Below are 24872 nucleotides of genomic sequence, written 5' to 3' on the forward strand. Positions count from 1 at the left end.
GAGTCCCACCTATAAGCCTAGACAAGGATTTTGTTCGCAGATGGGTTTTTGAAAAATGTAACCCATATAAAGAACAGATCCCTACCATTCCAAGCAAGCTCATTCATCAAACATCTGATATTTATATAAATGTACACGAAAGAATAACTGGTTTAAAGTTTTCTTTTGATAATGACGACACACCTCTCCTTAGCCGAATACGAAAAAACCTTTCGTACTACTTTTAAAAATCAAGCCTTGAATTATCACTTTATTAACCGCAATCGATACTTTTAATTATAGGTATTGCAATACATAATTTAAACACTTTATAGAAGATTATAACATATAAATATAGTTGTAATTTTTTAGGAAAAATGATGCTAAAACGCTGCTTAGTTGTTATTATTCTTTCAACAAATTTTTTCTTTATAACTAGCTGTTCTAATAAAAAACAAGAAGAAATACCAGAAAAAGAACAAAAATTAGGAGTAATTTCCTTAAAAAAAGAAACTTACCCTATAAAAGTTATCCTTGTTGGAAGAGCAGATTCTTATAAAACAGCTGAAATTCGCCCACAAATATCAGGGAAAATTAAAAAAATTCTTTTCAAAGAAGGAAGCAATGTAAAAAAAGATGATATACTTTATCTAATAGAAGATGACCTATATTATACAACCCTGCTACAAGCAAAAGCAAATCTAGAAAAAGCAACCGCAAGCATTCCAAACGCAAAAGCAAATCTAGAACGATACAAATTACTTTCAGGTACAGCAGCAACACAAATGGCATATGAACAACATCAAATGGAACTGTCGCAAGCATACGCCAACGTTGAAGCAGAAAAAGCAGCTGTTCAAATAGCACAATTTAATCTTGATCATACAAAAATTACCGCTCCTTTTGATGGAGTTACTACCTTTTCCAATTATAGTGTAGGCAACATTGTCACAGCAAATCAAGGTTCTGCATTAACAACAATAAGACAAATCAATCCAATATACGTCAAGCTATCTCAATCCAGTGTTGAAGAGCTCTTATTAAGAGATAAAAACAATAAAAATCCTAGTAATATTAAAAAAAGTAATATTGCAATAAAACTTTTTCTTGAAGGAGATGTTCCTTATCAATTTCCTGGGGAACTAGATATGTCTGATATAGTTATTCAAGAAACAACAAGCACTTCTTATATTCGTGCTTCATTTCCAAACCCTGAACATATTGTTCTTCCTGGAATGTATGTACGAGCAGAAGTACAAGTCAGTACTGAGGAAGGGTTCAAAATTCCGCAGCTTGCTGCTAGCCATGATCTTCAAGGAAACCTTACAGCATTTTTTATTTCTAATAACACAGGAAAAGTTGAAGAGAAACACTTCAAAAATAGCATTGCTTTAGACAATTTTTGGATAGTTAATGAAAATATTCAAAATGGAGATCGTTTGATTGTTGATGGATTACAAACCATAGCTACTGGACAAAAAGTTAAACCCATAGAAGTTTTTATAAATGCACAAGGATTGATAACAGATAAAAAAACAACTTCTTCTACAAACTGATCCATCTCAGAGAGATACGTTATGGCACATTTTTTTATCAACCGTCCAGTTTTTGCTTGGGTGATAGCAATTATCATAACTCTCAGTGGAGTTTATTTAACTTTTTACGTCCCAGTTTCAGAATATCCTGATATTGCACCTATAAAGATAATGATCTCTGCTCAATATAATGGTGCTAGCGCAGAAACAGTAGAGAAATCGGTAACCAAAATCATTGAGGATTCGCTTGATAATCTTGAGCACCTCATATACATGGAGTCCTCTTCAACTGCTAATAAAGCTACAGTTACATTGACTTTTGACAATTCAACAAATCCCAATACAGCACAGGTAGAAGTACAAAATAAAATACAGCTAATAGAATCAAAACTTCCTGAAACTGTACGAACTGAAGGTGTTACTGTAACTCGATCATCATCGTCAATACTCTTAGTAGCTGCATTAGTTTCTACGAATAACAAATACTCTACAGCAGAATTAGGGAATATTGTTAAGACTACCATCAAAGATCCAATCAAGCGTTTATCTGGTATAGGAGATGTTTCAATCTTTGGATCTGGCTATGCCATGCGTATCTGGCTTGATCCGTTTAAACTTAAAAAATATAACTTGACTCCTTTAGATGTAATTACAGCTATTAAAAATCAAAACACACAAGTTTCAGTTGGGTCTTTAGGAGGACAGCCAACAACGAAAGAACAACAAATAACTGTTACTATTGTAGCACAAAGTCAATTGACACAAATTTCAGATTTTGAATCAATCATTCTTAAAACAAATACAGACGGTAGCTTTGTAAAACTAGCTAATGTTGCAAGAATTGAAATAGGACAAGAAACTTACGGAAACAATTCCTTTTATAACGGACGCCCTGCTTCTGGTTTTGCAGTAAATCTTGCTAGTGGTGCCAATGCCGTAAGCACTGCTAATAATGTACTTTCCACCCTCTCCTCTCTCGCGAAAAGTCTTCCAGAAGGAACAAAAGTTGAAATACCTTATGATACAACACCTTTTATACGATCTTCAATAAAGAACACATTAGAAACCCTTATTGAAGCAATTGTGTTAGTCTTTGTAATCATGTTAATATTCTTACAAAACATAAGAGCAACAATTATACCAACAATTACAATCCCTGTAGTATTGATGGGAACATTAGCAACTTTATCAATAGCAGGATATTCTATAAATTTATTGACTATGTTTGCAATGGTATTAGCTATTGGTTTATTAGTAGACGATGCTATTGTAGTTGTAGAAAATGTTGAACGCGTTATGCGAGAAGAAAATCTATCTCCTAAAGAAGCAACCAAAAAATCAATGTCTGAAATTACAAATGCAATCATTGGTATCGCACTTGTTTTAAGTGCTGTTTTTCTTCCTATGGGGTTTTTAAGTGGATCTATAGGTATTATTTATCGCCAATTTTCTATAACTCTTATTTCTTCTATGTTGCTATCAGCCATAGTTGCACTTGTACTCACTCCAGCATTATGTGCCAGTATTCTTAAACCTGCAAACGAGGTATCTGAAAATAAATTTTTTCATCTTTTTAATAAAATTTTTGAAAAAATTAATCTGAAATATATATCATTTGTAAGTAATACCTTTAAACACCCTCTAAAGATGATAGTTGTTTTTATGATAATATGTGTCATGTGTTTATGGATATTTAAACGTATCCCTTCTTCTTTTATACCTCAAGAAGACAAAGGATCGTTAATGACTATAATTCAAACCCCTGAAAATGCCACTGCATACCGTACTGAAAATATACTGAAAAAAGTACAAGAATATTACATAAACTTGCCAGATGTAAATTCTGTTTTTGGGGTACTTGGTTTTTCTTTTGCTGGTAGTAAACAAAACCATGCTATGTTATTTAATAAATTAAAAGATTGTTTTACATGTAGATTAACTGCACAATTAATTGCCCAACATGCTATGCAGTATTTTTCAAGTATACGTGATGCTAAAATTTTTGCTGTATTGCCACCAGAGATAAATGGCTTAGGGAATTCTGGCGGTTTTTCTATGTACCTTGTAGATAATAAAAATCAAGGACAGGAAGCTCTCATACAAACTGCAAAAACTCTCATACAAACTGCCAGTAAAACTGGAAAAGTGATGTCACTGCGTCTACAAAATGGCGAAGCTGAATCACAAATGAAAATTATCCTTGATCAAGAAAAAATAGGAGCTATGAATGTAAATATTGCAGATGTTAACTCAATGCTTACAACTATCTTTTCTGGAACTTATGTTAATGACTTTACTTATAATAACAATAGACAGCCTGTTATTGTGCAAGCTGATTCTTCATGGCGTATGCAACCGAATCAACTTGGGTTTTGGTGGGTAAGAAATACCAACAAAGAAATGGTACCCTTCTCATCTTTCTCTAAAATAAAATGGATTAAAGGATTTGCAAAATTATCACGTTTTAATGGAACAACGGCTATTAAAATAGATGGCTCTGCTGCTAACGGTGTTTCTAACGGTACTGCAATGAATGAAATAGAAAATATAGTTTCTAGCATTCCTGGTGGATATTCAATTGAATGGGAAGGTATTTCATATCAGGAGAAGTTGTCGGGTTCACAGTCCTTATTCTTATATATGTTATCAATATTGGTTGTCTTTTTATGTCTAGCTGCTCTTTATGAGAGTTGGTCTATACCATTTTCAGTTCTCTTGGCAATTCCCATAAGCATATTTGGTGCGCTTGGAGCAGCTATGATTACTAATCAATCCAATGATATATATTTCAAAGTTAGCCTCTTGATCACAATAGGCTTAGCAGCTAAGAACGCTATTCTGATTGTAGAATTTGCCAAGGAGCGCACCAATAAAGGAATGAATGTAATTGCCGCAACTTTAGAAGCCTCAAAATTACGTTTAAGACCCATAATAATGACTTCAATGGCTTTTATTTTTGGTACTTTACCTTTAACATTAGCAACTGGAGCAAGCTCAGCAGCTCAACATTCTGTAGGAATTGGTGTTATTGGGGGTATTATACTATCAACTTTTGTTGGAATATTATTTGTCCCTTACTTTTTTGTATTCATCAATCAAATCTCTAATTTGATAAAAAGTTTGATAAAAAGAATATAGAATAGTAAAGATTAAATAAAATAATTATGAAACGACAGTTTCTGATTTTTAATGGAAATTTTATAATGGTTATTCAGTTTTTCCTTACTCTATCTATACTTACGGTTATCCTTTCAAGTTGTACTGTTGGCCCTAATCATAAAGTTCCTGAAATAACATTACCAGAGAAATTCTCTGAAGGAGAAATCAGAAGTTTAGGGAACATTTCAACATTACCATGGTGGACAGCTTTTAATGATGACCACATTAATCAATTAGTTAAAGTCGTTTTAAACCAAAATCTTACATTGCTCCAAGCAATGGAGCGTATAACTGCTGCAAAAGAAAGCGTTACAGCTTCAGAATCTGGTTCTTTTCCTACATTAGTCACTTCATCATCAAACACATTATCTAATTCGACCGGTGAGAATAATAAGTTAATAAGGAATACTGCTAGCGCTGGTTTTAATGTTTCTTGGCTTATTGATCTTTTTGGACAATATCGCCGTGCAAAAGAAAGTTCATTAGCAAATCTTGATGCTACATATGCTTCCGCAGATGTTGTAAGACTTTCTATAATTTCTAATTTGCTATCTTCATATATAGATGCACGTTATTATCAAGAACGATTATCAATAGCTTATGAAAATCTAGCATCCCGTAAACAAACGCTAGAATTAACTCGTTTTAAACTTAATGCAGGAGCGGCTTCAAAATTAGATGTTGTTCAAGCAGAAGCTCTAGTAAATACAACTTTATCAGCTATACCTGATCTTGAGAAAAATTTTCGAATTTCTGTGAATAACATAGCACTTTTGATTGCTCAACCTTCAGATAAAATTTTAGCTTATATGAAAAAGAAACGCCAACAACCTATTGCTTTCATAAAAACTAATGTTGGCATTCCTGCAGATCTCATCCGTAATCGTCCAGATATACGCCAAGCTGAACGCAAACTTGCTTCTTATGTAGCAAAAATAGGAGTTGCTCAATCTCAGCTCTATCCATCACTTTCATTAAATGGCTCTATATTTTTTTCAAATATAAGCACTCGTCAAGCAAGTAGTGATTTGAGCCCCTGGTCTCTCGGTCCAAGTATTAAATTACCAATTTTTGATGGTAGATATCTTCAATCAAATTTAAAAATTGCCGAATCTGCTGCAAGAGAACAATATCTTGTTTGGAAAACCACAGTCTTAAACGCAATTAAAGAAGTTGAAGATACTTTAGTATCTGTACATCGAGATAGAAAAACATTGTCAGCTCGACGTGCACAAGTTAATTCTTATAAAGAAGCATTATCACTATCAACCGCAAGCTATCGTGATGGAATTGCTTCATTGCTTGATGTCCTTGACGCACAACGCTCTGTTGCTTCAGCTCAAGTTGATTTTTCTACATCTGCACAACAATTGGCAAAGGATTATGTAAATCTTAATATTGCAATAGGAGGAGGATATTCTTTTACCTATAATAGAAAAAATACATCAAATCATTAATAAAAAACTTATTTTAGAGATTTTATGAATACTATTCTCTAGGATAATTAATATATAACACTCTTTTTAAAGACAAACACATTGGAAATATATACATATAATTAAAGCTTTCTTAGAAAATCTGTTAAATAACAAGTTTCCTAAACAACTTTCTTTTAATGGTTCTATTTATATTGTGAGTTATTTAAATCTTTTCTAAATTAATTGTACTGCATTCAATTCTCTAGAATAAATTCTCTTTACATATAGAGATGAAAGTTAAATATGAAAAAAAAAATTGAGAAGCCACTTAAACTAATATCCTCTCTTCCTCGTGGCTTCGTTGATCATAACCCTAATGAAGTGCGTATGATGACAAAAATGATGAATATTATTCGTGATGTCTATGAACGTTATGGATTTGATCCTATTGAAACACCTCTTTTAGAATATTCTGATGCCTTAGGACAGTTTTTATGTGATGATGATAGACCTAATAAAGCTGTTTTTTCACTTCAAGATGAAGATAATCAATGGATGAGTCTACGCTATGATCTTACGGCACCTTTAGCACGTCATGTTGCAGAAAATTTTCAGGAGATACAATTTCCCTATCGTACATATCGTTTTGGTCATGTTTTCCGTAATGAAAAACCAGGTCCTGGACGGTTTCGTCAATTTATGCAATGTGATGCAGATAATATTGGTGCAACAGGAGAACAAACAGACGCAGAAATGTGTATGATGATGGCTGATACACTGGAAGCGGTTGGAATAAGACGTGGTGATTATAAAATTGTTATTAATAACCGAAAAATACTTGATGGGATTCTAGAAAAAATTGGACTTTCTCATCTTGAAAAATCTGAAAAAAAGTTAACTGTTCTCCGTGCAATTGATAAGTTAGATAAATTTGGGCTGCAAGGTGTTAAGTTATTGCTTGCAGAAGGGCGAGTTGACGAATCTGGTGACTTTACTAAAGGAGCGAATTTAACATCAAAGCAAATAGATACACTTATGTTATTTATTTCTATTACAGATTATAAACAATCTATGAATGATCTCGAAAAACTTGTTAATGGAACAGCTACAGGAGAGCAAGGTCTTATTGAATTAAATATTATTAATGATTTTATGATACGAGCAGGTTATAACTCTGATCGTATTAAAATATCTCCTTCAGTAGTTAGAGGCCTTGAATACTATACTAGCACTGTATACGAGGCACAGCTGCAATTTCCTGTTACAAATACAAAAAATGAAGAAATTGTATTTGGTTCTGTTGGTGGCGGTGGACGTTATGATGGACTTATCTCTCGTTTTAGAGAACAAAACATCCCAGCAATTGGTTTTTCTATAGGACTTTCTCGATTGATTTCTGCTTTGAAAAATATCAATACATTAAAAATAAAACCCAAATATGGTCCTGTGTTGGTTACTGTAATGGATTACGATATGGATAGCCTTGGAAAATACCAAGAATACACACAAATTTTACGTACAGCAGGTATACCTACTGAAATGTTTCAAGGAAATTCTAAAAAATTAGGCAACCAATTGAAATATGCTGATCGACGCAACTCCCCGGTTGCAATTATTCAAGGTAAAGATGAACGTAATAAAGGCGTATTACAAATAAAAGATCTTATTAGAGGGAAAAAACTTGCACAAGAAATTGATAATAATTTAGCTTGGCGGGAAGCACGCGTAGCACAAACTATCGTGAATGAATGTGAACTCGTTTTAAAGGTAAAGGAAATACTTAACATACATTCAAAAGAATAACAGATTAAATATGCCTATCATTGATTTTCAAAATTTTATCTTTGACATTATAGATGAATTTTCAATGCGTCAGGCATTAAATATTAATTTTCCTATTATCCAGCCTGCAGATCCTTTTCTTGATACATGTGGTGAAGAACTGCGTCGTCGTATTTTTTTAATCGAAAATGAAAAAGGCGAAAATCTATGTTTAAGACCTGAATTTACTATTCCAGTTTGTCTTCACCACATCAAAGTTTCTCCTGATACTCCACAACGCTATTGGTATTTAGGAAAAGTTTTTCGTCAACAACAAGAAGATACTACTGAATTTTATCAAGCTGGTATTGAAGATCTCGGATATAAAGATATTAAAACCGCAGACTCACGTAACCTTAATGATGCTATCGCTATTCTTTCTAGAATTTTACCTAATTTTCCAATTAAAATGATTATAGGTGATCAGAAAATCTTTACAGAAGTACTGCAATCATTAGGCCTACCATTAACTTGGCAAAAGAGATTTATTAATGCTTTCGGGAACAAAGAACGAATTTCATCTCTATTAGAAATTTTATCCAAACCACAATATCAGAAGAACATTGATAAAAAAATCACTTCTTGGTTATTGAATGATGATGATGATGCCTTAATCTCTTATATTCAGGAGAGAATGCATTTTACTAGTTATTCTAATAACACTAGTCGCTCACCGAGAGAGATAGCAAAAAGATTAAAAGAAAAATATATTCTTTCACAGACATGTCTTAAATCTGAAACTATTCAAACTTTAGAAAAATTTTTATCAATACACCTGCCTCTTAAAGAAGCATCCTCTGCTCTTCAAAAATTTTCCACAAAAAATAAATTAAATTTAGAAACAGGAATTTCTATGTTAAATGAACGCACTACTATGTTAAAAAATACTGACATTGATCTCCGTAATGTATTTTATTGTGCTTCTTTTGGTCATCGAACAGTTAACTATTATACATCTCTTATTTTTGAAATAACTACAAAAGCAGATAATATTATTCTAGCTAACGGCGGTCGTTTTGACCAATTATTAACTATTTTAGGTGCAAAAACACATATACCGGGAGTAGGATTTTCTCTGCAACTAGATAAAATTGAACAAATCAAGAAAAATCAATGACTCTCACGATTGCATTACCTTCAAAAGGCCGCATGAAAGAAAATGCACAAGCTATTTTTCAACGTGCTGGATTCCAAATAGAAACTGTTAATTCTGATCGCTCTTACAATGCTCGTATAGACGGTTATCAAGATATCAAAATTATTTTCTTATCTTCTATGGAAATTGCTCGTAATCTCGCTACAGGTTTTATAGATTTTGGTATAACAGGAGAAGATCTAATTCGTGAAAAACTTCCTAATGCTGATTTATGTGTAGAGTTTTGTGCACGTCTGGGATTTGGACAAGCAACCTTAGTAGTTGCTGTTCCGGAAATATGGTTAGATGTAGATACTATGGCTGATCTTGTAGATGTTGCAGAAGATTTCTATTTTCGAAATCATCGTCGAATTACAATTGCTACAAAATATTGGAACCTTACACAAAAATTCTTTTCAGAAAATTATGGTATGCAATTGTATAGAATCATAGAAAGCTTTGGAGCAACTGAAGGAGCTCCAGCAGCAGGTATAGCTGATATTATTGTAGATATAACCTCAACAGATTCAACATTAAAAGCAAATAATCTTAAGAGATTATCTGATGGTATTATCCTTAATTCTGAAGCATGTTTAGTACGTGTACGTAAAACTAATCACGAAAATGATAAAAGGATCCATGAAATTATAAATGCCATCTGCTCTTTGGTATAAAAATAAAAGCGTCGTTATTATAAAGCAAAAAATCTTAATAATACAAATTTTTAATTATGAAACATTAGACTGAAGATATTTAATTTTAAAAGTATGATTTACATTGCTTCTGTATAGATTATGAATTTAAACGAATAGAAATAGAATGAGCATGCGCTTCAAGCCCCTCTTCTCTTGCTAAGGTCATGGCTACATTTCCTAATGCATTCAAATGATCAGAATTTAGTTCTACAATTGGAATACGTTTCATAAATTCCAAGACATTTAACCCTGATGAAAACCGAGCAGAACCTGCTGTAGGCAATATATGATTAGAACCTGCTATGTAATCTCCTATAACTTGAGGTGTATAGCGACCTATAAATACAGCACCAGCATTCAAAATATATGGCAGTAATTCATTGGGCTCTTTTACAGCTATCTGTAGATGTTCTGGTGCAATACGATTAACAAAATAGGGAGCATTTCTTATATCTTTTATTAAAATTACTGCTCCGAAATTATTCCAACTAGCGGCAGCTATTTTACGACGTTCTAGACCTGACATTTGTTGTTCAAGAGAGCCTTTTACGGCACCGGCCAGTGAATGATTGTCAGTGATAAAAATAGCTTGTGCATTACAATCATGCTCTGCCTGTGATAGTAAATCAGCAGCAATCCAATTCGGATTATTATCCTGATCAGCAATAATCAAAATTTCTGATGGACCAGCAATCATATCAATACCAACGCTTCCAAAAACTTGGCGCTTCGCTTCTGCTACATAAATATTACCTGGTCCAGTAATTTTAACAACAGGCTTTATAGTTTCTGTTCCATATGCTAAAGCAGCAATCGCCTGTGCTCCTCCAATTCGATAAATTTCATTTATCCCAGTAATATGTGCGGCTGCCAATACAGAAGAATTAATAATTCCACAAGCTGCAGGAACTACCATCACAATACGCTTAACCCCAGCTATTTTAGCAGGAATTACATTCATTAGAACCGAACTAGGATAAGTTGCTACTCCTCCAGGAACATATATTCCAACAGATTCTATAGCTCGCCAAAAACAACCAAGCTTGACCCCTATTTCATCTTGGTAAAGATCATCTTTAGGAATTTGATTGACATGATAGTTTTCTATCCTCTGTGCTGCTAATTTCAGCGCCTCCAAAACTTTGAAGTCTACGCTATCCATAGCCTGATAGATTTCTTCTTTTGTGACTCGCATCGGTAATTTAGAAAAATCTGCAGAATCAAACTTGAATGAATACTCAGCTAATGCAATATCACCACGTATACGTACATCATGTATTATAGAGCGAACGAGATTATCAATATTTGCAGATTCTTGATGTTTCTTAGCAAGAAAAGTAGAAAATTGTTCTTCAAAATTTTCTGCTTCTTCATCAAGAAAAACTGCCATTTACTGCTACCCTCTTCAAAAAACATACCATATTATTTAAAATGAAAAATTCTTCTTAAGATATTCTATCTCTTAAACATTACAAAGCCAGAATTCCTTATAGGCAAATTAACCTGTTAGAAAGAACTATTCAACAATACGCTCTACTAAAGCACCACATCCTCTAAGTTTCTCCTCTAGTCTCTCAAAACCACGATCAAGGTGATATACACGAGAAATATTGCTTTCACCCTGAGCGGCCAAAGCAGCAATAACTAATGAAACAGAGGCTCGTAAATCCGTTGCCATTATTGGAGCAGCTCGAAGTTTTTCTACACCCTCAACCTTAGCAGTTTGACCGGAAAGTGAGATCTTTGCACCGAGTCTTACTAACTCCTGAACATGCATAAAACGATTCTCGAAAATAGTTTCAGTAACATATGAAATCCCAGATGAACAAGACATTATTGCCATAAACTGAGCTTGTAAATCTGTTGGAAATCCAGGAAAGGGAGCTGTAACAATATCAACAGCTTTTAGTTTATTGCTCTTATCCCTTCTTACACGAATCCCATGATCAAGAACTGTTATATCCACACCAGTTTGACGCAATGTTTCTATTACTGTTTCCAAAAGTAAAGCATTAGTATTTTGTAATACAACATCACCACCTGAAACAGCTACAGCCATCGCATAAGTCCCAGTTTCTATCCTATCAGGAAGAACTTTATGCCGTGCACCAGAAAGACTAGATACACCTTTGATTGTAATCACATCAGAACCCGCTCCAGAAATCTTAGCTCCCATAACATTAAGACACTTAGCAAGATCTATTACCTCTGGCTCACGTGCTGCATTCTTAATGACTGTATCTCCATGTGCCAAACTAGCAGCCATTATCATAACCTGTGTAGCACCAACAGAAACTTTAGGAAACGTATAACTTGTTCCAACAAGTCCATCTTTAGGAGCACGTGCATTGATATAACCACCATCAATTTCCATAGTAGCCCCTAAAGCTGTCAGGGAATCAATAAATAAATCAATAGGGCGTATACCAATTGCACACCCACCTGGAAGGGATACCCGTGCATGCCCTTGACGCGCTAACAAAGGTCCAATTACCCAAAAACTGGCTCGCATTTTAGAAACCAAATCATAAACAGCCGTGGTATCAACAATCGTTCGACAAGTAAAATGAATTGTACGTGAATGTTTATCTTTTTGCTTTTCACGTTTTCCATTAACAGATATATCGACTCCATGATTTCCTAAAATACGCATAAGAAGCTCAACATCAGCTAAGTGAGGTACGTTCTCTAACGTTAATGTATCACTGGTTAACAACGATGATATCATTAATGGTAATGCAGCATTCTTTGCTCCAGAAATCTGAATTGTTCCATTAAGCTGGTTACCACCTATAACCCTTATACAATCCATGCTATTTATATAATGCCTTTCTTTAAAAGATTATCCTCTACATTTTAATTGTTCGTTCCAACAATTATTCTTTATCTTGTATATTATAAGTTTTATTTACATCTGCTGCACGTGCTCTTAATTGCTCTTTACGACGAATAAGATTTTTTCGCAACATGCTTGCTAGTCGTTCTTTGCGATCCTTGTGAGCATTTATATGCTTTCTTTTAACACAGGGAAAAGTGTCTTTTTCTTTTTGTTTATCATCAACATCATGAATATCCATACATCTCCCTACCAATTCTTGACAAATTTAAAACGTTTCATACAAGGTTTATCTATGATACTATAGTATATATAACAATATAATTTCTAGCTCCAGACGGGTTATGACCGCTTTCAGATCAGCGTCATTTTACAATCTCCATTTTATAATACGCTGATAAAGATTTTTAAAATTCTACAGAAACTTGTAATGAGATCAAATATAAGGACAAGCGACAAACCTATACATATTGCATCTAAAAGTTCAAGATTTTGTTACATATTGTTTAACAAAAACTATGATATACAACGAGAATACAGACCTTCTAGCCAGAAAAATAAAGACCATAATAAATGTAGACATTGTACTATTCTTTCTTCATATTAATCCGGTAACTATAAAACGTTCTGCCATTTGAATACTTACAATGTTTGGATGCTCTAAAATGGATATAACCGAAGTTTACACTCAGGAATTCAGATCAGAGATCTCTTGCTTATCAGGCTAAACAACCTTCAGAGGGAGTTGAGTTAAAACAAGAAGACAGAAATTATTCAATAAAATCAATAGGAAGATTTTAGTTGTATCTTATCCTAATCCATTGATTATGTTATACCTTTATCATATAGTAAAGGGAAACTTACTCATTGCTCTTATACAAAAGCTATGGAAATCATATAGTTTAATAGCAAGCAATTAATGCTGCAGTAGCTCAGTGGTAGAGCACTCCCTTGGTAAGGGAGAGGTCGAGAGTTCAATCCTCTTCTGCAGCACCAGGTGTCTATGTCACAATGAAAAAACTATTATAATAAAGAGCCCTAAAGCTTAAGAAAATCACTTATAGAATGAAATCAGTTTAATATAGGCCATTTTAAAAATCTATTTATGTGCCACCGTATCAGATACGCTATTTTGCACTAAGTTATTATGACGATTACGCCAGTCTCCAAGAAAAAGTAAAATTGGCGCAGCTATAAAAATAGATGAAATAGCAGCTACACAAATTCCAAAAACCATAGGAATTGAAAAACTCGAGACAGCACTACCACCCCATATAGCCATTGGTAACATAGCCAAAAAAGCTGTTGCTGAAGTATAAATACTACGCCCTAAAGTTTCATTTATAGACTTATCAATTATTTCTCTCAAAGATAGATTTTTATAAAAACGCATATTCTCGCGCATGCGATCATAAACTACAACTTTATCATTCACTGAATATCCAATAAGAGTTAAAACAGCAGCAATAGCTGTCAAGTTAAATTCAATTCCAGTTAAAGAAAAAAACCCTAAAGTTTTCGTAATATCTAATATGAGAGTTATTATAGCACCTATCGCAAAGTGAAATTCAAATCTAATCCAGATATATACCATCATTGCAATCGCAGAAAGAACAACTGAAATAATTCCGGAATTTACTAACTCGTTTGAAACTTTTGGTCCAACTATTTCTACTCGTTGAACATGTGCTAAAGGATCAATTTCCATTAACTTCACTTTAATTAATTTTACTGTGTCTGACTGAGCATCATTATTTCCAGGCTGATGCTCTACACGAAGAAGGAAATGCTTATCATCCTCAAAAGCTTGCAAACCAACTTTGCCTATTTTTAATGAATCAAGCCCTGACCGAAAGGTAGATAAATCCAGAGACTTCTCAGTAGAAACTTCCATTTGAATACCACCACGGAAATCAACACCATAATTTAATCCAGATGTAAAAAAAAGGATTATTGAAAAAATAGAAATAACAGAAGAAATACCAATTCCTATAAAACGAGCTTTCATAAATTGAATATTCATATTTTCAGGAACAAAGTTACGAACAAAAAGAGGTTTTATATTAATAATCTTCATCTTTGTATATCGTACAATAGCAATCATCATGACACGAACAACAGAAACAGCTGTAAACATAGAGATTATGATAGCAAGAGCCATGGTAACAGAAAAACCACGTACTGGCCCACTACCATAAAAAAACAGAATCACAGTTGCTATAAGCGCGGTAACATTAGAATCAACAATCGTTGAATACGCATGAGAAAAACCAAAATCAATAGAAGCAAAAGCACTGCGGCCTTTCTTAACCTCTTCCCGAATACGCTCATTAATTAAAACATTTGCATCCACAGCAAGCCCAATACCGAGAACAATACCAGCAATACCTGGAAGGGTTAGAGTAGCACCCATCAATGTTAAACACGCAAAGGTCAGAATAACATTAATAAATAAAGCAACATTAGCAAGAAGACCCCAACTTCCGTAGAGAATGACTATAAATAATACAATGAGAACAAAACCTATACAACCAGTATATACACCTTTACGTATAGCATCCGCTCCAAGATCAGCTCCGACACTACGCTCTTCTATTACTGTTAATTTAGCAGGTAAAGCACCAGCACGTAACATAGCAGCTAACGTACTGGCACTTTCTACTGTAAAATTGCCAGATATTTGTGCCCTACCATTTGGAATAGCTTGATTAATAACTGGTGCTGTTAATATCTTGTTATCCATAACTACAGCAAATGGACGACCTATATTATCACGAGTTATCTCAGCAAAACGGTTTGCTCCAATTGAATCAAACATGATATCAATAACAGGTTTATGCGTTTGCGGATCAAAACTAGCAGATGCACTGCTTAATCGTTCACCAGAAATTTCAATACGATCTTCAATGGCATAGCTCTGCCCATTATCATCTTTTAATAAACTAACACCAAAAGGAAGAGGCTTCTGATCAGGAAGACTTTTTGATACCATATGAAAACTCATCTTAGCAGTGGTACCTAAAAGCTTACGTAAACGTGATGGATCTTGTTCTCCAGGGAGTTGTACAAGTATACGATTTAATCCTAAACGCTGTATCGTTGGCTCAGCGACACCAATTTGATCAATACGTTGACGGATAATCTCTATACTCTGTTCTACAGCAGATTTAACTTTATTTGATATGCTAGACTGACTGAAACTAACAGTTATAATTTTTTCACTGGTTTCCTCAATTTTTAAACTATCTTTGGGAGATGAAATCACATCAAAATCAATAGGTTGAGAAAAAGACTTTAATTGCTCAAAGACTTCCTGACGATTATCAGGATTTTGGAGCACAACAATAATCTTCTTATCTGATTGAGAAACTGAAACAGTAGGTATATTTTTCTTTTTTAAGATAAAACGTATTTCATTTAAAAGTGTTTGAAGCTGTTCATGTATCAAGTCTGCTTCATCTACTTCAAGCACAAGATACGATCCTCCACTTAAATCCAATCCTAAAGAAATACGCTTCTTTGGCATAAAGAAAGGCATTTGGTTCACCACTGATAGAGGAAGTATATTTGGTAAAGCAATTAATATGCCAATGAATATAATACTTATATAAAAACCAACGAGCCAAGGAGATGTCCGCATCTATTTAGATTCCATAAAACGCTTGAATATAATAGCTTGTAAGAAGTACTACCAAAAAATGCAAGTAACACAATAATGGAATATCTCTATATATAAAAATCTTTCCTCTTTTATGAAAAGACTTCACAAGAATTACAATAACTACAAATACATACTTTTTATATCAGAAAGTATATTATTTAATACCAGAAAAATTCTCTTTTTGAGATTTTAAAAATAAAAATACATTCCTCATTTTTTGTTTGTTGTGGTTTCTTTCTTATCATGAGCTTCATGTGATTGGTCATAAGTTATATTCTCATGATGCACTTGATTTAATCTATCAAGCATTCCAGCAGCAATTTCTCGTGCGCCTATAACAACAGTATCTGCTCCATACTGAATAAGATGCTCAGTCTCAGCTTCTGAATGAGCAAGAGCAATAATAAGAATTGACGGATTAACTTTACGTGCTTCTTCTGTAATATGGGCTGCCTCGAATGCATTAGGGATGCATAGTACAAGCGAACGCGCCCCGGAAAGGTTTGACATTGCAATCACTTGATCTATAGTGCCATTCCCGTAAATAGCTTCAATTCCAAAAGCGCGCACTTCATCAATTCTCTTTTCTGAATCCTCTATAACAAGAAATGGAATTCCTGTTGCTTTAAGATTTTGAGCAATAATGCTACCAACACGACCATAGCCAATTAAAACTGCATGATTATTAAGCAAAGTTTGCTGACTAACTGATTCTTCTATCTCTACATTCTCTTTATAATTCTCTTGTGGTACAATTTTCATTGAATCTTCTGTAACAGCTTTATCAACAATAAGTTTTTTCCCTATTATCTCTTGTTTTCCTAAGAATTTCATGAAACGCACTTCCAGCATAGGACGAATACATTCACATATAAAAAACACAAGAGGATTAAGGATAATAGATATAATAGCTCCTGCAAGAACGAGGTCACGAGCTTGTTCTTGCAATAAACCCAGTTCTACCCCTAAACCGACTAGAATAAAAGAAAATTCACCTATCTGTGCCAAGCTTGCTGCAATAGTAAGGGCAGTGAGAACCGGTCTACGAAAAGCTATAACAATAAAAAAAGCTACTAGAGACTTTCCAAAGACAATAATCAATACCGTCATGAGTAATAAAAATGGACTTGTAATAAGAATATTTGGATCAAATAACATCCCAACTGAAACAAAGAAAAGAACAGCAAAAGCATCTCGCAAAGGAAGACTTTCCTGTGCAGCACTATGACTGAGTTCACTCTCTGCCAAAATCATCCCAGCAAAAAAAGCCCCTAATGCCAAAGATACTCCAAATAATTTTGAAGCTCCGTAAGCAACACCAAGCGCTATAGCTAAGACACCAAGACGAAATAACTCTCGTGAACCACTATACACAATCATGTGAAGTATCCAAGGAATTACGCGTCGTCCACAGATCAGCATAACGCCAACAAATGCAGCAACTTTTAACAAAGTAATGATAACGAGACCAAGAACTCCTAAATTAAATCCCGAGAGATTACTAATCATTGATACTACTGGATCAGCTGATAAAAAAACTTTTGATTTCATTCCTGCGGCAGGAATGAGAACAAGTGCCAAAACCATTGCAAGATCTTCAACAATTAACCAACCAACAGCTATTTTCCCACGTTCAGTTTCAAGAATCCGACGTTCTTGAAGTGCTTTCAAAAGAACAACTGTCGATGCAACAGAAAGTGCTAAACCGAAAACAAAACTACCTCCCGTAGACCATCCCAGAATCTCACCCATTCCCCAACCAAGTAATGTAGCTAAGGCTATCTGTACAATTGCTCCAGGTAAAGCAATACCACGAACGGATAGAAGATCTTTCAAAGAAAAGTGTAAACCAACCCCAAACATTAGAAGAATAACACCAATCTCTGCCAGCTCAGGCACTAAAGATTGATTAGCAACAAATCCAGGTGTATGAGGACCGACAAGAATACCTGCAACCAAATAACCGACAAGCGTTGGTAAGCGACAGCGATTTGCTATATAGCCTAATAAAAAGGCAAACACGAATCCCCAAATTATAGTTGTAATGAGTGGAGTCTCGTGTAACATTAAAAAGCTCCATCAAGCGTATTAAAATTCAATACAAACTGTAAAGGTAGTTTGCGATCTAGATGAATATAAACCGTCAAAGTAAAAAGCTATACTTATATATACACAATTTTATACTCCTTTTATCACTTTAAGGAATTAAATGGCTTCAATAAGAAAAAATATTACATAAATATAATAAAGGTTTAATATAAATACAAAAGAGTAAAACAAGGTTTAATATTTTATTAGATTAATTGATTATAAGATGTTCCTTAAAAACATGATTAACGTCTTTCAGAATCAAGCCTTTTTATCGTATTTTTTTTAAAAAATCATTCACCCTTATTATGAGCAAATAACATTTTAAAGGCAAATAAATAATAAGAGCTCAAATTATAATCCTCTAATTAAAGAAATAAACAATATACGTGTAGTAAAGAATATATCGACTAAAGATTTAAAAAATGCTTTTTAAATATTGTCCATAAAGATTATTTCCATAGTTTTCACAAAGTTTAACAAAATCATTCATACTTATAAAACCTTGACGATAAGCAACTTCTTCAGGATATCCAATATGAATATTATGATTTTCTTCCAAATTCCGAATAAACACGGTGGCATCTGCCAATGATGCTGGCGTACCAGTATCAATCCATTTGGAAGTTCCATCAAGAATTTCAACAAAAATAGATTGATTTTTCAGGTAACAACAGTTTATGTCTGTTATTTCAAGCTCCCCACGTATTGAAGGTTTAAGCTGACGTGCGATTTCAACAACCTCCTTATCGTAGAAATAAAACCCTGTCACAGCAAGATTTGTTTTTGGACAATCAGGTTTTTCTTCTATTATAATGGCTTTACCAGAAGCATCCAATTCAACAACCCCGTAGCGCTCTGGATCAGGAACGGAACAAGCTATCACTGTAGCTCCTTCTTCTCGTGATAAAGCTTTTTGGAATATATACTGAAGTTTATCTCCATAAAAGATATTATCTCCCAGGATGAGAGCAGAAGGTGAATCACCGATAAAATCTGCACCTAAAATATATGCTTGCGCCAATCCTCCCGGTAGAGGTTGTTCTACATATGAAAGATTGATACCCCATTGTTTTCCAGAGCCAAGCAGCTGTTTGAAAGCAGGTAAATCACGTGGTGTAGAAATAATTAATATCTCATGGATCCCTGCTTCCATTAGAGTAGTCAGTGGATAATAAATCATTGGTTTATTATATACAGGTAACATCTGCTTTGATACTACGGATGTCATTGGATTGAGGCGTGAACCATTTCCTCCAGCAAGAATTATACCTTTCATATATCACCTTTTTGTGTATACAAATCATTTGCTATAAATTTTTATCTCAGTTTAACAAAGTAAAAACTTCACGTAATTCGTCTTTCCAGAGAGAGTGTCGTACATCATGAATTTTTTCTAGCTTATGAAAATCGAGACAGGAGTATTTTGGACGCTGAACTGCCGCAGTATAATCTTTTGTAGAAATATGCCGAACTTTTGAAACAGGACCACCACGTTCTCCAGAAAAAGTAAAAATTTGTTCAGCAAATTGTGCCCAACTGATAGGGCCACCACGTGCTGTTATATTAAATATGCCACGCAGTGTTTTATCTTCAGGATACATGATTAAATTACGAGCAATTTTGAAAATGGAATCAGCAATGTGTAAAGCAGAAGTTGGCGTTCCAAATTGATCAGAAACCACATTAATTTCACTTTGTGTCTCAGCTAATTTTAACATAGTAAGCAAAAAATTGGAGTTAAAGGGAGAGTAAATCCACCCTGTACGCAAAATAACATAATTATCCGTATGAGAAATAACCATTTCTTCGCCTGCAAGCTTACTCTTTCCGTAGACATTAAGCGGTCTCGGTGTAGTATTTTCATCTATAGGAGAAACTTGTGAACCATCGAATACATAATCAGTAGATAAATATATACAGGGAACATTAATATGCGCAGCTGCAGAGGCAATATAACCGGCTCCATATGCATTTATTGCAAAAACAGTTTCTGGCTCACTTTCTGCTTTCTCAACAGATGTATAAGCGGCTGGATTGACAACAATATCAGGTTTGATTTTTAAAAAAAACTCTCTAAAATCTTTATGGGTTTGAAGATCAAATTCTGGACGACCTATTTGAATTATTTCAGCTTTTTTTTGAATATTAAGCATAAGAGAAGAGGTTACTTGACCCTTATGCCCAATGACAAGAAGCCTCATTCAAAAGATCCTTTCTCTGATTTACATTCCAATATTTTTTCAGAATATATTGGAAGCCACCACCAAGAATTTTCAACATACCAATGTATTGTTTTTTCTAAACCATTATCAAAAGTTTCTTGCGCAAACCAACCTAATTCTTTCTGCAATTTCGAGGAATCAACTGCATAACGATAGTCATGTCCTGGACGATCCTTTACAAATTTAATCAAATCAGCATGCGGATAGGATGTTGGTATTATAACATCTAACAGTCTACAAATAGAAACAATAACATCAAGATTATTCCTCTCCTCTTTGAAGCCCCCAACATTATATCGTTCCCCTACACAGCCCAAAGTAAGTATTTTATATAATGCCTGAACATGATCATCAACATATAGCCAATTACGTATATTTTTACCATCTCCATAAACAGGAATATCAAGACCCTTTATGGCATTAAGAATTGTTAGAGGAATAAGCTTTTCAGGGAATTGATAGGGACCATAATTATTAGAACAGTTAGAGAGAAGTACCGGCAACCCATATGTTCTCCCCCAGGCAAGGACTAAATGATCAGCTGCTGCCTTAGAAGCAGAATAAGGAGATGATGGATTATAAACTGTTGTCTCCTGGCATAAACCTTTATCAAAGGAACCATAGACCTCATCTGTTGAAATGTGCAAAAAGCGAAACTTCTGCTTTGCTTCTCCCACAAGAGATAACCACCATGACCTGGCCTCCTCTAACAAAACAAAAGTCCCCAGAATATTCGTGGAAATAAATTCTTGTGATACAATGATTGAACGATCTACATGACTCTCTGCTGCAAGATGTATGATCGCATCAGGCTGAAATTCTTTGAAAACAGATTGAATACAATCCCGGTTACAAATATCTTCTTGAAGGAATGAAAAAAGACTATTATTTGAAACATCCCTTAAAGAAGAAAAATTTCCAGCATACGTTAATTTATCAATGACAAGAACATGAGCTTTCACTTCAGAAACAAAATATCGACATACCGCTGAACCAATGAAACCTGCACCGCCCGTTATAATTACTCGCATGATAAACCTCAATTAAAATTGAGGGGCAGCAATGGAATACCGTTATACTCAAAAGAGCTATTTAACTCTTTCAAACCAGGTAAAATTTTGTCTTTATCAGAAATTTTTATAGACATACCTTCCAAAAGTGGCCACTTTATTCCTATATCCGGATCTTTCCAAAATAATCCGGTATCATGATCTGCAGAATAAAAATTCGTTACTTTATAAACAACCTCAGTTTTAGGCTCTAAGGTTATAAAACCATGTGCAAAACCGACAGGAATATAAAGTTGCAAATTCGTATCAGGAGAAAGTTCTATTCCGACCCAACAACCCCAGGTCGGAGAAACCCTTCGTATATCAACAGCAACATCAAATATCCGACCTGCGATACAACGAACAAGTTTTGCCTGTGCATATGGAGGTTTCTGAAAATGGAGACCTCGTACAGTCCCTGCGCACAAGGAGAAGGAATGATTATCCTGAACAAAAACATCACTCAAACAAATGCTTTCCAGGTGTCTATAATTATAAGTTTCTGAAAACCAGCCTCGATGGTCTTTAAATCTTTTATATTCAACTACTCTAACAGAATTCATATGAGCGCTCTCTATCCAATAAAATAGTCAATACATACCCTTTTATAAGGTTCCAGAGATTTTTAATCTTTAAAATAAATCTTTTAAAAAAGAATTTTATAATAATTTATTTGTTTATAGATCAAATACAAAATGAAAATTTATATATGTATACATTTATAATATTAAAATTATAAATATTTATCAAAAAACGGTCACTAATTATAGACTCTAACCTAAACCTGTATTACAGGTATCTTACTGCCGCATATACAAAAACTCATGAATAATGTCAAATTTGTCTCTTGTAGATCTTTATAAAATCCATGGTGGAAAGATATCTGATAAATGACAATCTTATATTACAAGATATGATTGTATATTTAAGCTTTATCGAGGAAAAAATATCACAATGTTAGAGATTGGAGTGCAAAATGGGGGATCTCTAGAAATATGGGCAAGGTTTTTTTGAAAAGCACAGTGCATATAGGGTGTGATATTAATCTAGAATGTAAAGGTCTGAAGTATATTGATCGACGTATAAAAATTATTGCTGGTGATTGTAACATTGAAGATTTACATTGCAGTTATTTAAAAGATTACAAAGGAAGTTTAACTGATAAAAGTTCTTCCATGAATTTTCTAAAATCTCTTTCTGATATAATAAATCATGATCATTGGAATGCAAATTACAGCCGTGCCGAGTTTATTAATAAAAATTTTTTAAAAGATACCGACTTAGTTATAAAAGAACAAACCTTAGCACAGATTAATTCTATTAGTTTTTCTAATTCTTTATACATAATTGAAAAAAAGCCGCAGACGAAAAATTACTCGGTTACCCAATAATTACTGGGCTAAAAGAGCATATCAAAAATTCTGCACCTAAAAACCATAATAATTGGAAAAACGAATCAAAATGCAATCTATTAGAAAATATTTCAAAAATATAAAATATACTCTTCAGAAAAATCTTTTAAGATTAAATACAAAATCTAAAAATTATAAAAACTGGGTATATAATTTTGATAATTTTAATGGAGATTGTCGTCTTAAAATAGAGAAAATAATTTCTAGCTGGCAAAAAATGCCGTTAATTTCTATCATTATGCCTGTATATCAAGCTAAGGAAAACTGGTTAAAGGATTCTATAGGTTCAATACAATCTCAAGTTTATTCTAACTGGGAGCTATGTGTTGCTGACGATAATTCTGGCAATAATAATATAAAGCTACTTCTTGAAAAGTATGCAAGAAATGATAAACGAATTAAGGTTGTCTTTCGTAAAGAAAATGGCGGAATATCGGATGCTTCCAATACAGCAGCACAACTTGCAACAGGTGAATGGTTAGCATTCTTAGATCAAGACGATCTTTTGCATCCAACAGCTCTTTTTTATGTCATTTCTGCTATTATGGCACATCCAAACGCAGGAATAATTTATTCTGATGAAGATAAAATCTCAGGAAACGGATATAAGCGATATTCTCCATATTTTAAATCTGACTTTAATGTTCATCTCTTTTATTCACACAATATGATCTGTCACTTAGGTGTTTACAAAGCAGATATTTTTAAAGAACTTAATGGATTGCGTAAAGCCTACGACGGTTCACAAGATTATGATTTGGCACTGAGATTTCTAGAAAAACTCGACCCTAAACAAATTGTACATATCCCAATAATACTATATCATTGGCGTAGCCATTGTAACAGCACAGCAAAAAATATTGATAGCAAGCCCTATGCAAGAAATGCAGCATTACGTGCTCTGGGAGATCACTTTATTCGTAAAGGTATTCAGGCAAAAGTAGAAATATATGATCATGGATATCGAGTTCGGTATGAACTTCCTAAGAAACCACCACTTGTAAGCTTAATTGTACTAAATAACAATAATTTACCTATTTTAAAAAAATTCTTAGAAAGTATTTTTACAAAAACATGCTACCCTAATTATGAATTATTTATTGTGGATAATAATTCAGATGACTTAGAAACTCTCTCATATATTAACAAAGTTGCACAAACACACAAAAATGTTCATCTGTTACACGATCATACCTATCCTTTCAATTATTCAATGCTTAATAATAATGCTGTAAAACATATAAAGGGTGAATATATCTGTTTTCTTAATAATCACATCGATGTTATTACTCCTGAATGGTTATCAGAAATGGTGAGCATAGCTATACAGCCAAAAGTTGGTGCTGTTGGTGCATGTTTATGGCATGATGATGATACATTACAACATGCGGGTATAATCCTTGGGTTGGGTGGTATAGCTGGACATAAGCATGCAGGGTTACCTAAACAGAAGCCATCTTATCTTCGATTAACGAATTTAATACATTCAGTAAGCGCTGTAACAGGAGCCTGTATGGTTGTTAGCAAGAAAGTCTATGAAGCTGTAGGCGGTTTCGACGAAGAAAACCTAAAAGTTGCTTTTAATGATGTAGATTTTTGTATTAAGGTAATGGAAAAAGGTTATCACAATGTGTGGACACCTTATGCCGAACTGTATAATTATGGGTCACAAACACGTGGTTACGCAAATACACCAGAAAAAATAGCTAAATTTAATGCTGAATGTCAATATATGAAAAAACGTTGGGGTCATATCCTAACTAAGGATCCAAATTATAACCCTAACTTATCACTAGAAAGCGCTGATTACTCATTAGCATGGCCTCCCCGCATAGAATTTATATAAAATCAAAGAGCAC

18 protein-coding genes and 1 tRNA gene (1 of these 19 running past the window's edge) are annotated in these 24872 nt (G+C 33.9%); 10 read left to right on the plus strand and 9 right to left on the minus strand.

What is annotated here, in order from left to right; all coding sequences use genetic code 11:
• The 7 genes from B488_RS04775 to hisG form a co-directional block, all read left to right on the plus strand.
• Positions 1-227, plus strand: partial view of a phosphoribosylaminoimidazolesuccinocarboxamide synthase gene (locus B488_RS04775; protein ID WP_015273402.1) — the final stretch only. Its footprint begins 715 nt before the window's first position; only the last 227 of its 942 coding nucleotides appear in the window; its start codon lies off the left edge, out of view; it ends in the stop codon at positions 225-227.
• Between the two features lie 132 nt (positions 228-359).
• Positions 360-1535 (plus strand): efflux RND transporter periplasmic adaptor subunit, encoded by a 1176-nt coding sequence (locus tag B488_RS04780; protein ID WP_015273403.1) that lies wholly within the window; start codon positions 360-362, stop codon positions 1533-1535.
• Between the two features lie 21 nt (positions 1536-1556).
• Positions 1557-4652 (plus strand): multidrug efflux RND transporter permease subunit, encoded by a 3096-nt coding sequence (locus B488_RS04785; protein ID WP_015273404.1) that lies wholly within the window; start codon positions 1557-1559, stop codon positions 4650-4652.
• 65 nt (positions 4653-4717) lie between these two features.
• Positions 4718-6130, plus strand: coding sequence for an efflux transporter outer membrane subunit (locus tag B488_RS04790; protein WP_015273405.1), 1413 nt, complete (start codon positions 4718-4720; stop codon positions 6128-6130).
• A gap of 264 nt (positions 6131-6394) precedes the next feature.
• The gene (gene hisS / locus B488_RS04795) at positions 6395-7894 is read left to right on the plus strand and encodes a histidine--tRNA ligase (RefSeq protein ID WP_015273406.1); all 1500 of its coding nucleotides are present in this window, start codon (positions 6395-6397) and stop codon (positions 7892-7894) included.
• Between the two features lie 10 nt (positions 7895-7904).
• Positions 7905-9029 carry an ATP phosphoribosyltransferase regulatory subunit gene (locus B488_RS04800; protein ID WP_015273407.1) on the plus strand — a complete coding sequence of 375 codons (1125 nt, stop codon included), beginning with the start codon at positions 7905-7907 and terminating at the stop codon, positions 9027-9029.
• Positions 9026-9721, plus strand: coding sequence for an ATP phosphoribosyltransferase (hisG, locus tag B488_RS04805; protein WP_015273408.1), 696 nt, complete (start codon positions 9026-9028; stop codon positions 9719-9721). The genes B488_RS04800 and hisG overlap by 4 nt, the downstream gene beginning before the upstream one ends.
• A gap of 118 nt (positions 9722-9839) precedes the next feature.
• Here the strand turns inward: hisG and hisD are convergent, their stop codons facing one another.
• From hisD to B488_RS04820, 3 genes are all read right to left on the minus strand, one after another.
• Positions 9840-11132 (minus strand): histidinol dehydrogenase, encoded by a 1293-nt coding sequence (gene hisD / locus B488_RS04810; protein WP_015273409.1) that lies wholly within the window; start codon positions 11130-11132, stop codon positions 9840-9842.
• A 126-nt stretch (positions 11133-11258) separates the two neighbouring features.
• Positions 11259-12554 (minus strand): UDP-N-acetylglucosamine 1-carboxyvinyltransferase, encoded by a 1296-nt coding sequence (murA, locus tag B488_RS04815; RefSeq protein WP_015273410.1) that lies wholly within the window; start codon positions 12552-12554, stop codon positions 11259-11261.
• Between the two features lie 64 nt (positions 12555-12618).
• Positions 12619-12819: a hypothetical protein gene (locus B488_RS04820; RefSeq protein WP_015273411.1), complete on the minus strand. Its 201-nt coding sequence runs from the start codon at positions 12817-12819 to the stop codon at positions 12619-12621.
• Positions 12820-13499: 680 nt separating this feature from the next.
• On the opposite strand from B488_RS04820, the gene B488_RS04825 reads away from it, so the two are divergent.
• Positions 13500-13574, plus strand: a tRNA-Thr gene (locus B488_RS04825).
• Positions 13575-13677: 103 nt separating this feature from the next.
• On the opposite strand, the gene secD is transcribed toward B488_RS04825, so the two are convergent.
• The 6 genes from secD to rfbC form a co-directional block, all read right to left on the minus strand.
• Positions 13678-16218: a protein translocase subunit SecD gene (secD, locus tag B488_RS04830; RefSeq protein ID WP_015273412.1), complete on the minus strand. Its 2541-nt coding sequence runs from the start codon at positions 16216-16218 to the stop codon at positions 13678-13680.
• Positions 16219-16449: 231 nt separating this feature from the next.
• Positions 16450-18306: a cation:proton antiporter domain-containing protein gene (locus B488_RS04835; RefSeq protein ID WP_015273413.1), complete on the minus strand. Its 1857-nt coding sequence runs from the start codon at positions 18304-18306 to the stop codon at positions 16450-16452.
• Positions 18307-18745: 439 nt separating this feature from the next.
• Entirely contained in the window at positions 18746-19606 is an 861-nt protein-coding gene (rfbA, locus tag B488_RS04840) for a glucose-1-phosphate thymidylyltransferase RfbA (protein ID WP_015273414.1), read from the minus strand.
• 46 nt (positions 19607-19652) lie between these two features.
• Complete coding sequence (rfbD, locus tag B488_RS04845; RefSeq protein WP_015273415.1) at positions 19653-20531, minus strand: dTDP-4-dehydrorhamnose reductase; 879 nt, start codon at positions 20529-20531, stop codon at positions 19653-19655.
• Complete coding sequence (rfbB, locus tag B488_RS04850) at positions 20528-21583, minus strand: dTDP-glucose 4,6-dehydratase (protein WP_015273416.1); 1056 nt, start codon at positions 21581-21583, stop codon at positions 20528-20530. The genes rfbD and rfbB overlap by 4 nt, the downstream gene beginning before the upstream one ends.
• An 8-nt stretch (positions 21584-21591) precedes the next feature.
• Positions 21592-22164, minus strand: coding sequence for a dTDP-4-dehydrorhamnose 3,5-epimerase (gene rfbC, locus B488_RS04855; protein ID WP_015273417.1), 573 nt, complete (start codon positions 22162-22164; stop codon positions 21592-21594).
• A 432-nt stretch (positions 22165-22596) separates the two neighbouring features.
• Here rfbC and B488_RS04860 point away from each other — a divergent pair, with 432 nt between their 5' ends.
• Together B488_RS04860 and B488_RS04865 are read left to right on the plus strand one after the other, a co-directional pair.
• On the plus strand, positions 22597-22992 hold the full coding sequence (locus tag B488_RS04860; RefSeq protein ID WP_015273418.1) for a hypothetical protein: 396 nt from the start codon (positions 22597-22599) through the stop codon (positions 22990-22992).
• Between the two features lie 70 nt (positions 22993-23062).
• On the plus strand, positions 23063-24859 hold the full coding sequence (locus B488_RS04865) for a glycosyltransferase family 2 protein (RefSeq protein WP_015273419.1): 1797 nt from the start codon (positions 23063-23065) through the stop codon (positions 24857-24859).
• The last annotated feature ends 13 nt before the right edge of the window (positions 24860-24872 follow it).

It is taken from the genome of Liberibacter crescens BT-1 (assembly GCF_000325745.1).
In the GTDB taxonomy this organism is placed as follows: Bacteria; Pseudomonadota; Alphaproteobacteria; order Rhizobiales; family Rhizobiaceae; genus Liberibacter; species Liberibacter crescens.

Bases quoted from the DNA above. Each gene is read 5' to 3' on its own strand.
- B488_RS04780 (WP_015273403.1), top strand. From the start codon at position 360: ATGCTAAAACGCTGCTTAGTTGTTATTATTCTTTCAACAAATTTTTTC.
- B488_RS04785 (WP_015273404.1), top strand. From the start codon at position 1,557: ATGGCACATTTTTTTATCAACCGTCCAGTTTTTGCTTGGGTGATAGCA.
- B488_RS04790 (WP_015273405.1), top strand. From the start codon at position 4,718: ATGGTTATTCAGTTTTTCCTTACTCTATCTATACTTACGGTTATCCTT.
- hisS (WP_015273406.1), top strand. From the start codon at position 6,395: ATGAAAAAAAAAATTGAGAAGCCACTTAAACTAATATCCTCTCTTCCT.
- B488_RS04800 (WP_015273407.1), top strand. From the start codon at position 7,905: ATGCCTATCATTGATTTTCAAAATTTTATCTTTGACATTATAGATGAA.
- hisG (WP_015273408.1), top strand. From the start codon at position 9,026: ATGACTCTCACGATTGCATTACCTTCAAAAGGCCGCATGAAAGAAAAT.
- hisD (WP_015273409.1), bottom strand. From the start codon at position 11,132: ATGGCAGTTTTTCTTGATGAAGAAGCAGAAAATTTTGAAGAACAATTT.
- murA (WP_015273410.1), bottom strand. From the start codon at position 12,554: ATGGATTGTATAAGGGTTATAGGTGGTAACCAGCTTAATGGAACAATT.
- B488_RS04820 (WP_015273411.1), bottom strand. From the start codon at position 12,819: ATGGATATTCATGATGTTGATGATAAACAAAAAGAAAAAGACACTTTT.
- secD (WP_015273412.1), bottom strand. From the start codon at position 16,218: ATGCGGACATCTCCTTGGCTCGTTGGTTTTTATATAAGTATTATATTC.
- B488_RS04835 (WP_015273413.1), bottom strand. From the start codon at position 18,306: ATGTTACACGAGACTCCACTCATTACAACTATAATTTGGGGATTCGTG.
- rfbA (WP_015273414.1), bottom strand. From the start codon at position 19,606: ATGAAAGGTATAATTCTTGCTGGAGGAAATGGTTCACGCCTCAATCCA.
- rfbD (WP_015273415.1), bottom strand. From the start codon at position 20,531: ATGAGGCTTCTTGTCATTGGGCATAAGGGTCAAGTAACCTCTTCTCTT.
- rfbB (WP_015273416.1), bottom strand. From the start codon at position 21,583: ATGCGAGTAATTATAACGGGCGGTGCAGGTTTCATTGGTTCAGCGGTA.
- rfbC (WP_015273417.1), bottom strand. From the start codon at position 22,164: ATGAATTCTGTTAGAGTAGTTGAATATAAAAGATTTAAAGACCATCGA.
- B488_RS04860 (WP_015273418.1), top strand. From the start codon at position 22,597: ATGGGCAAGGTTTTTTTGAAAAGCACAGTGCATATAGGGTGTGATATT.
- B488_RS04865 (WP_015273419.1), top strand. From the start codon at position 23,063: ATGCAATCTATTAGAAAATATTTCAAAAATATAAAATATACTCTTCAG.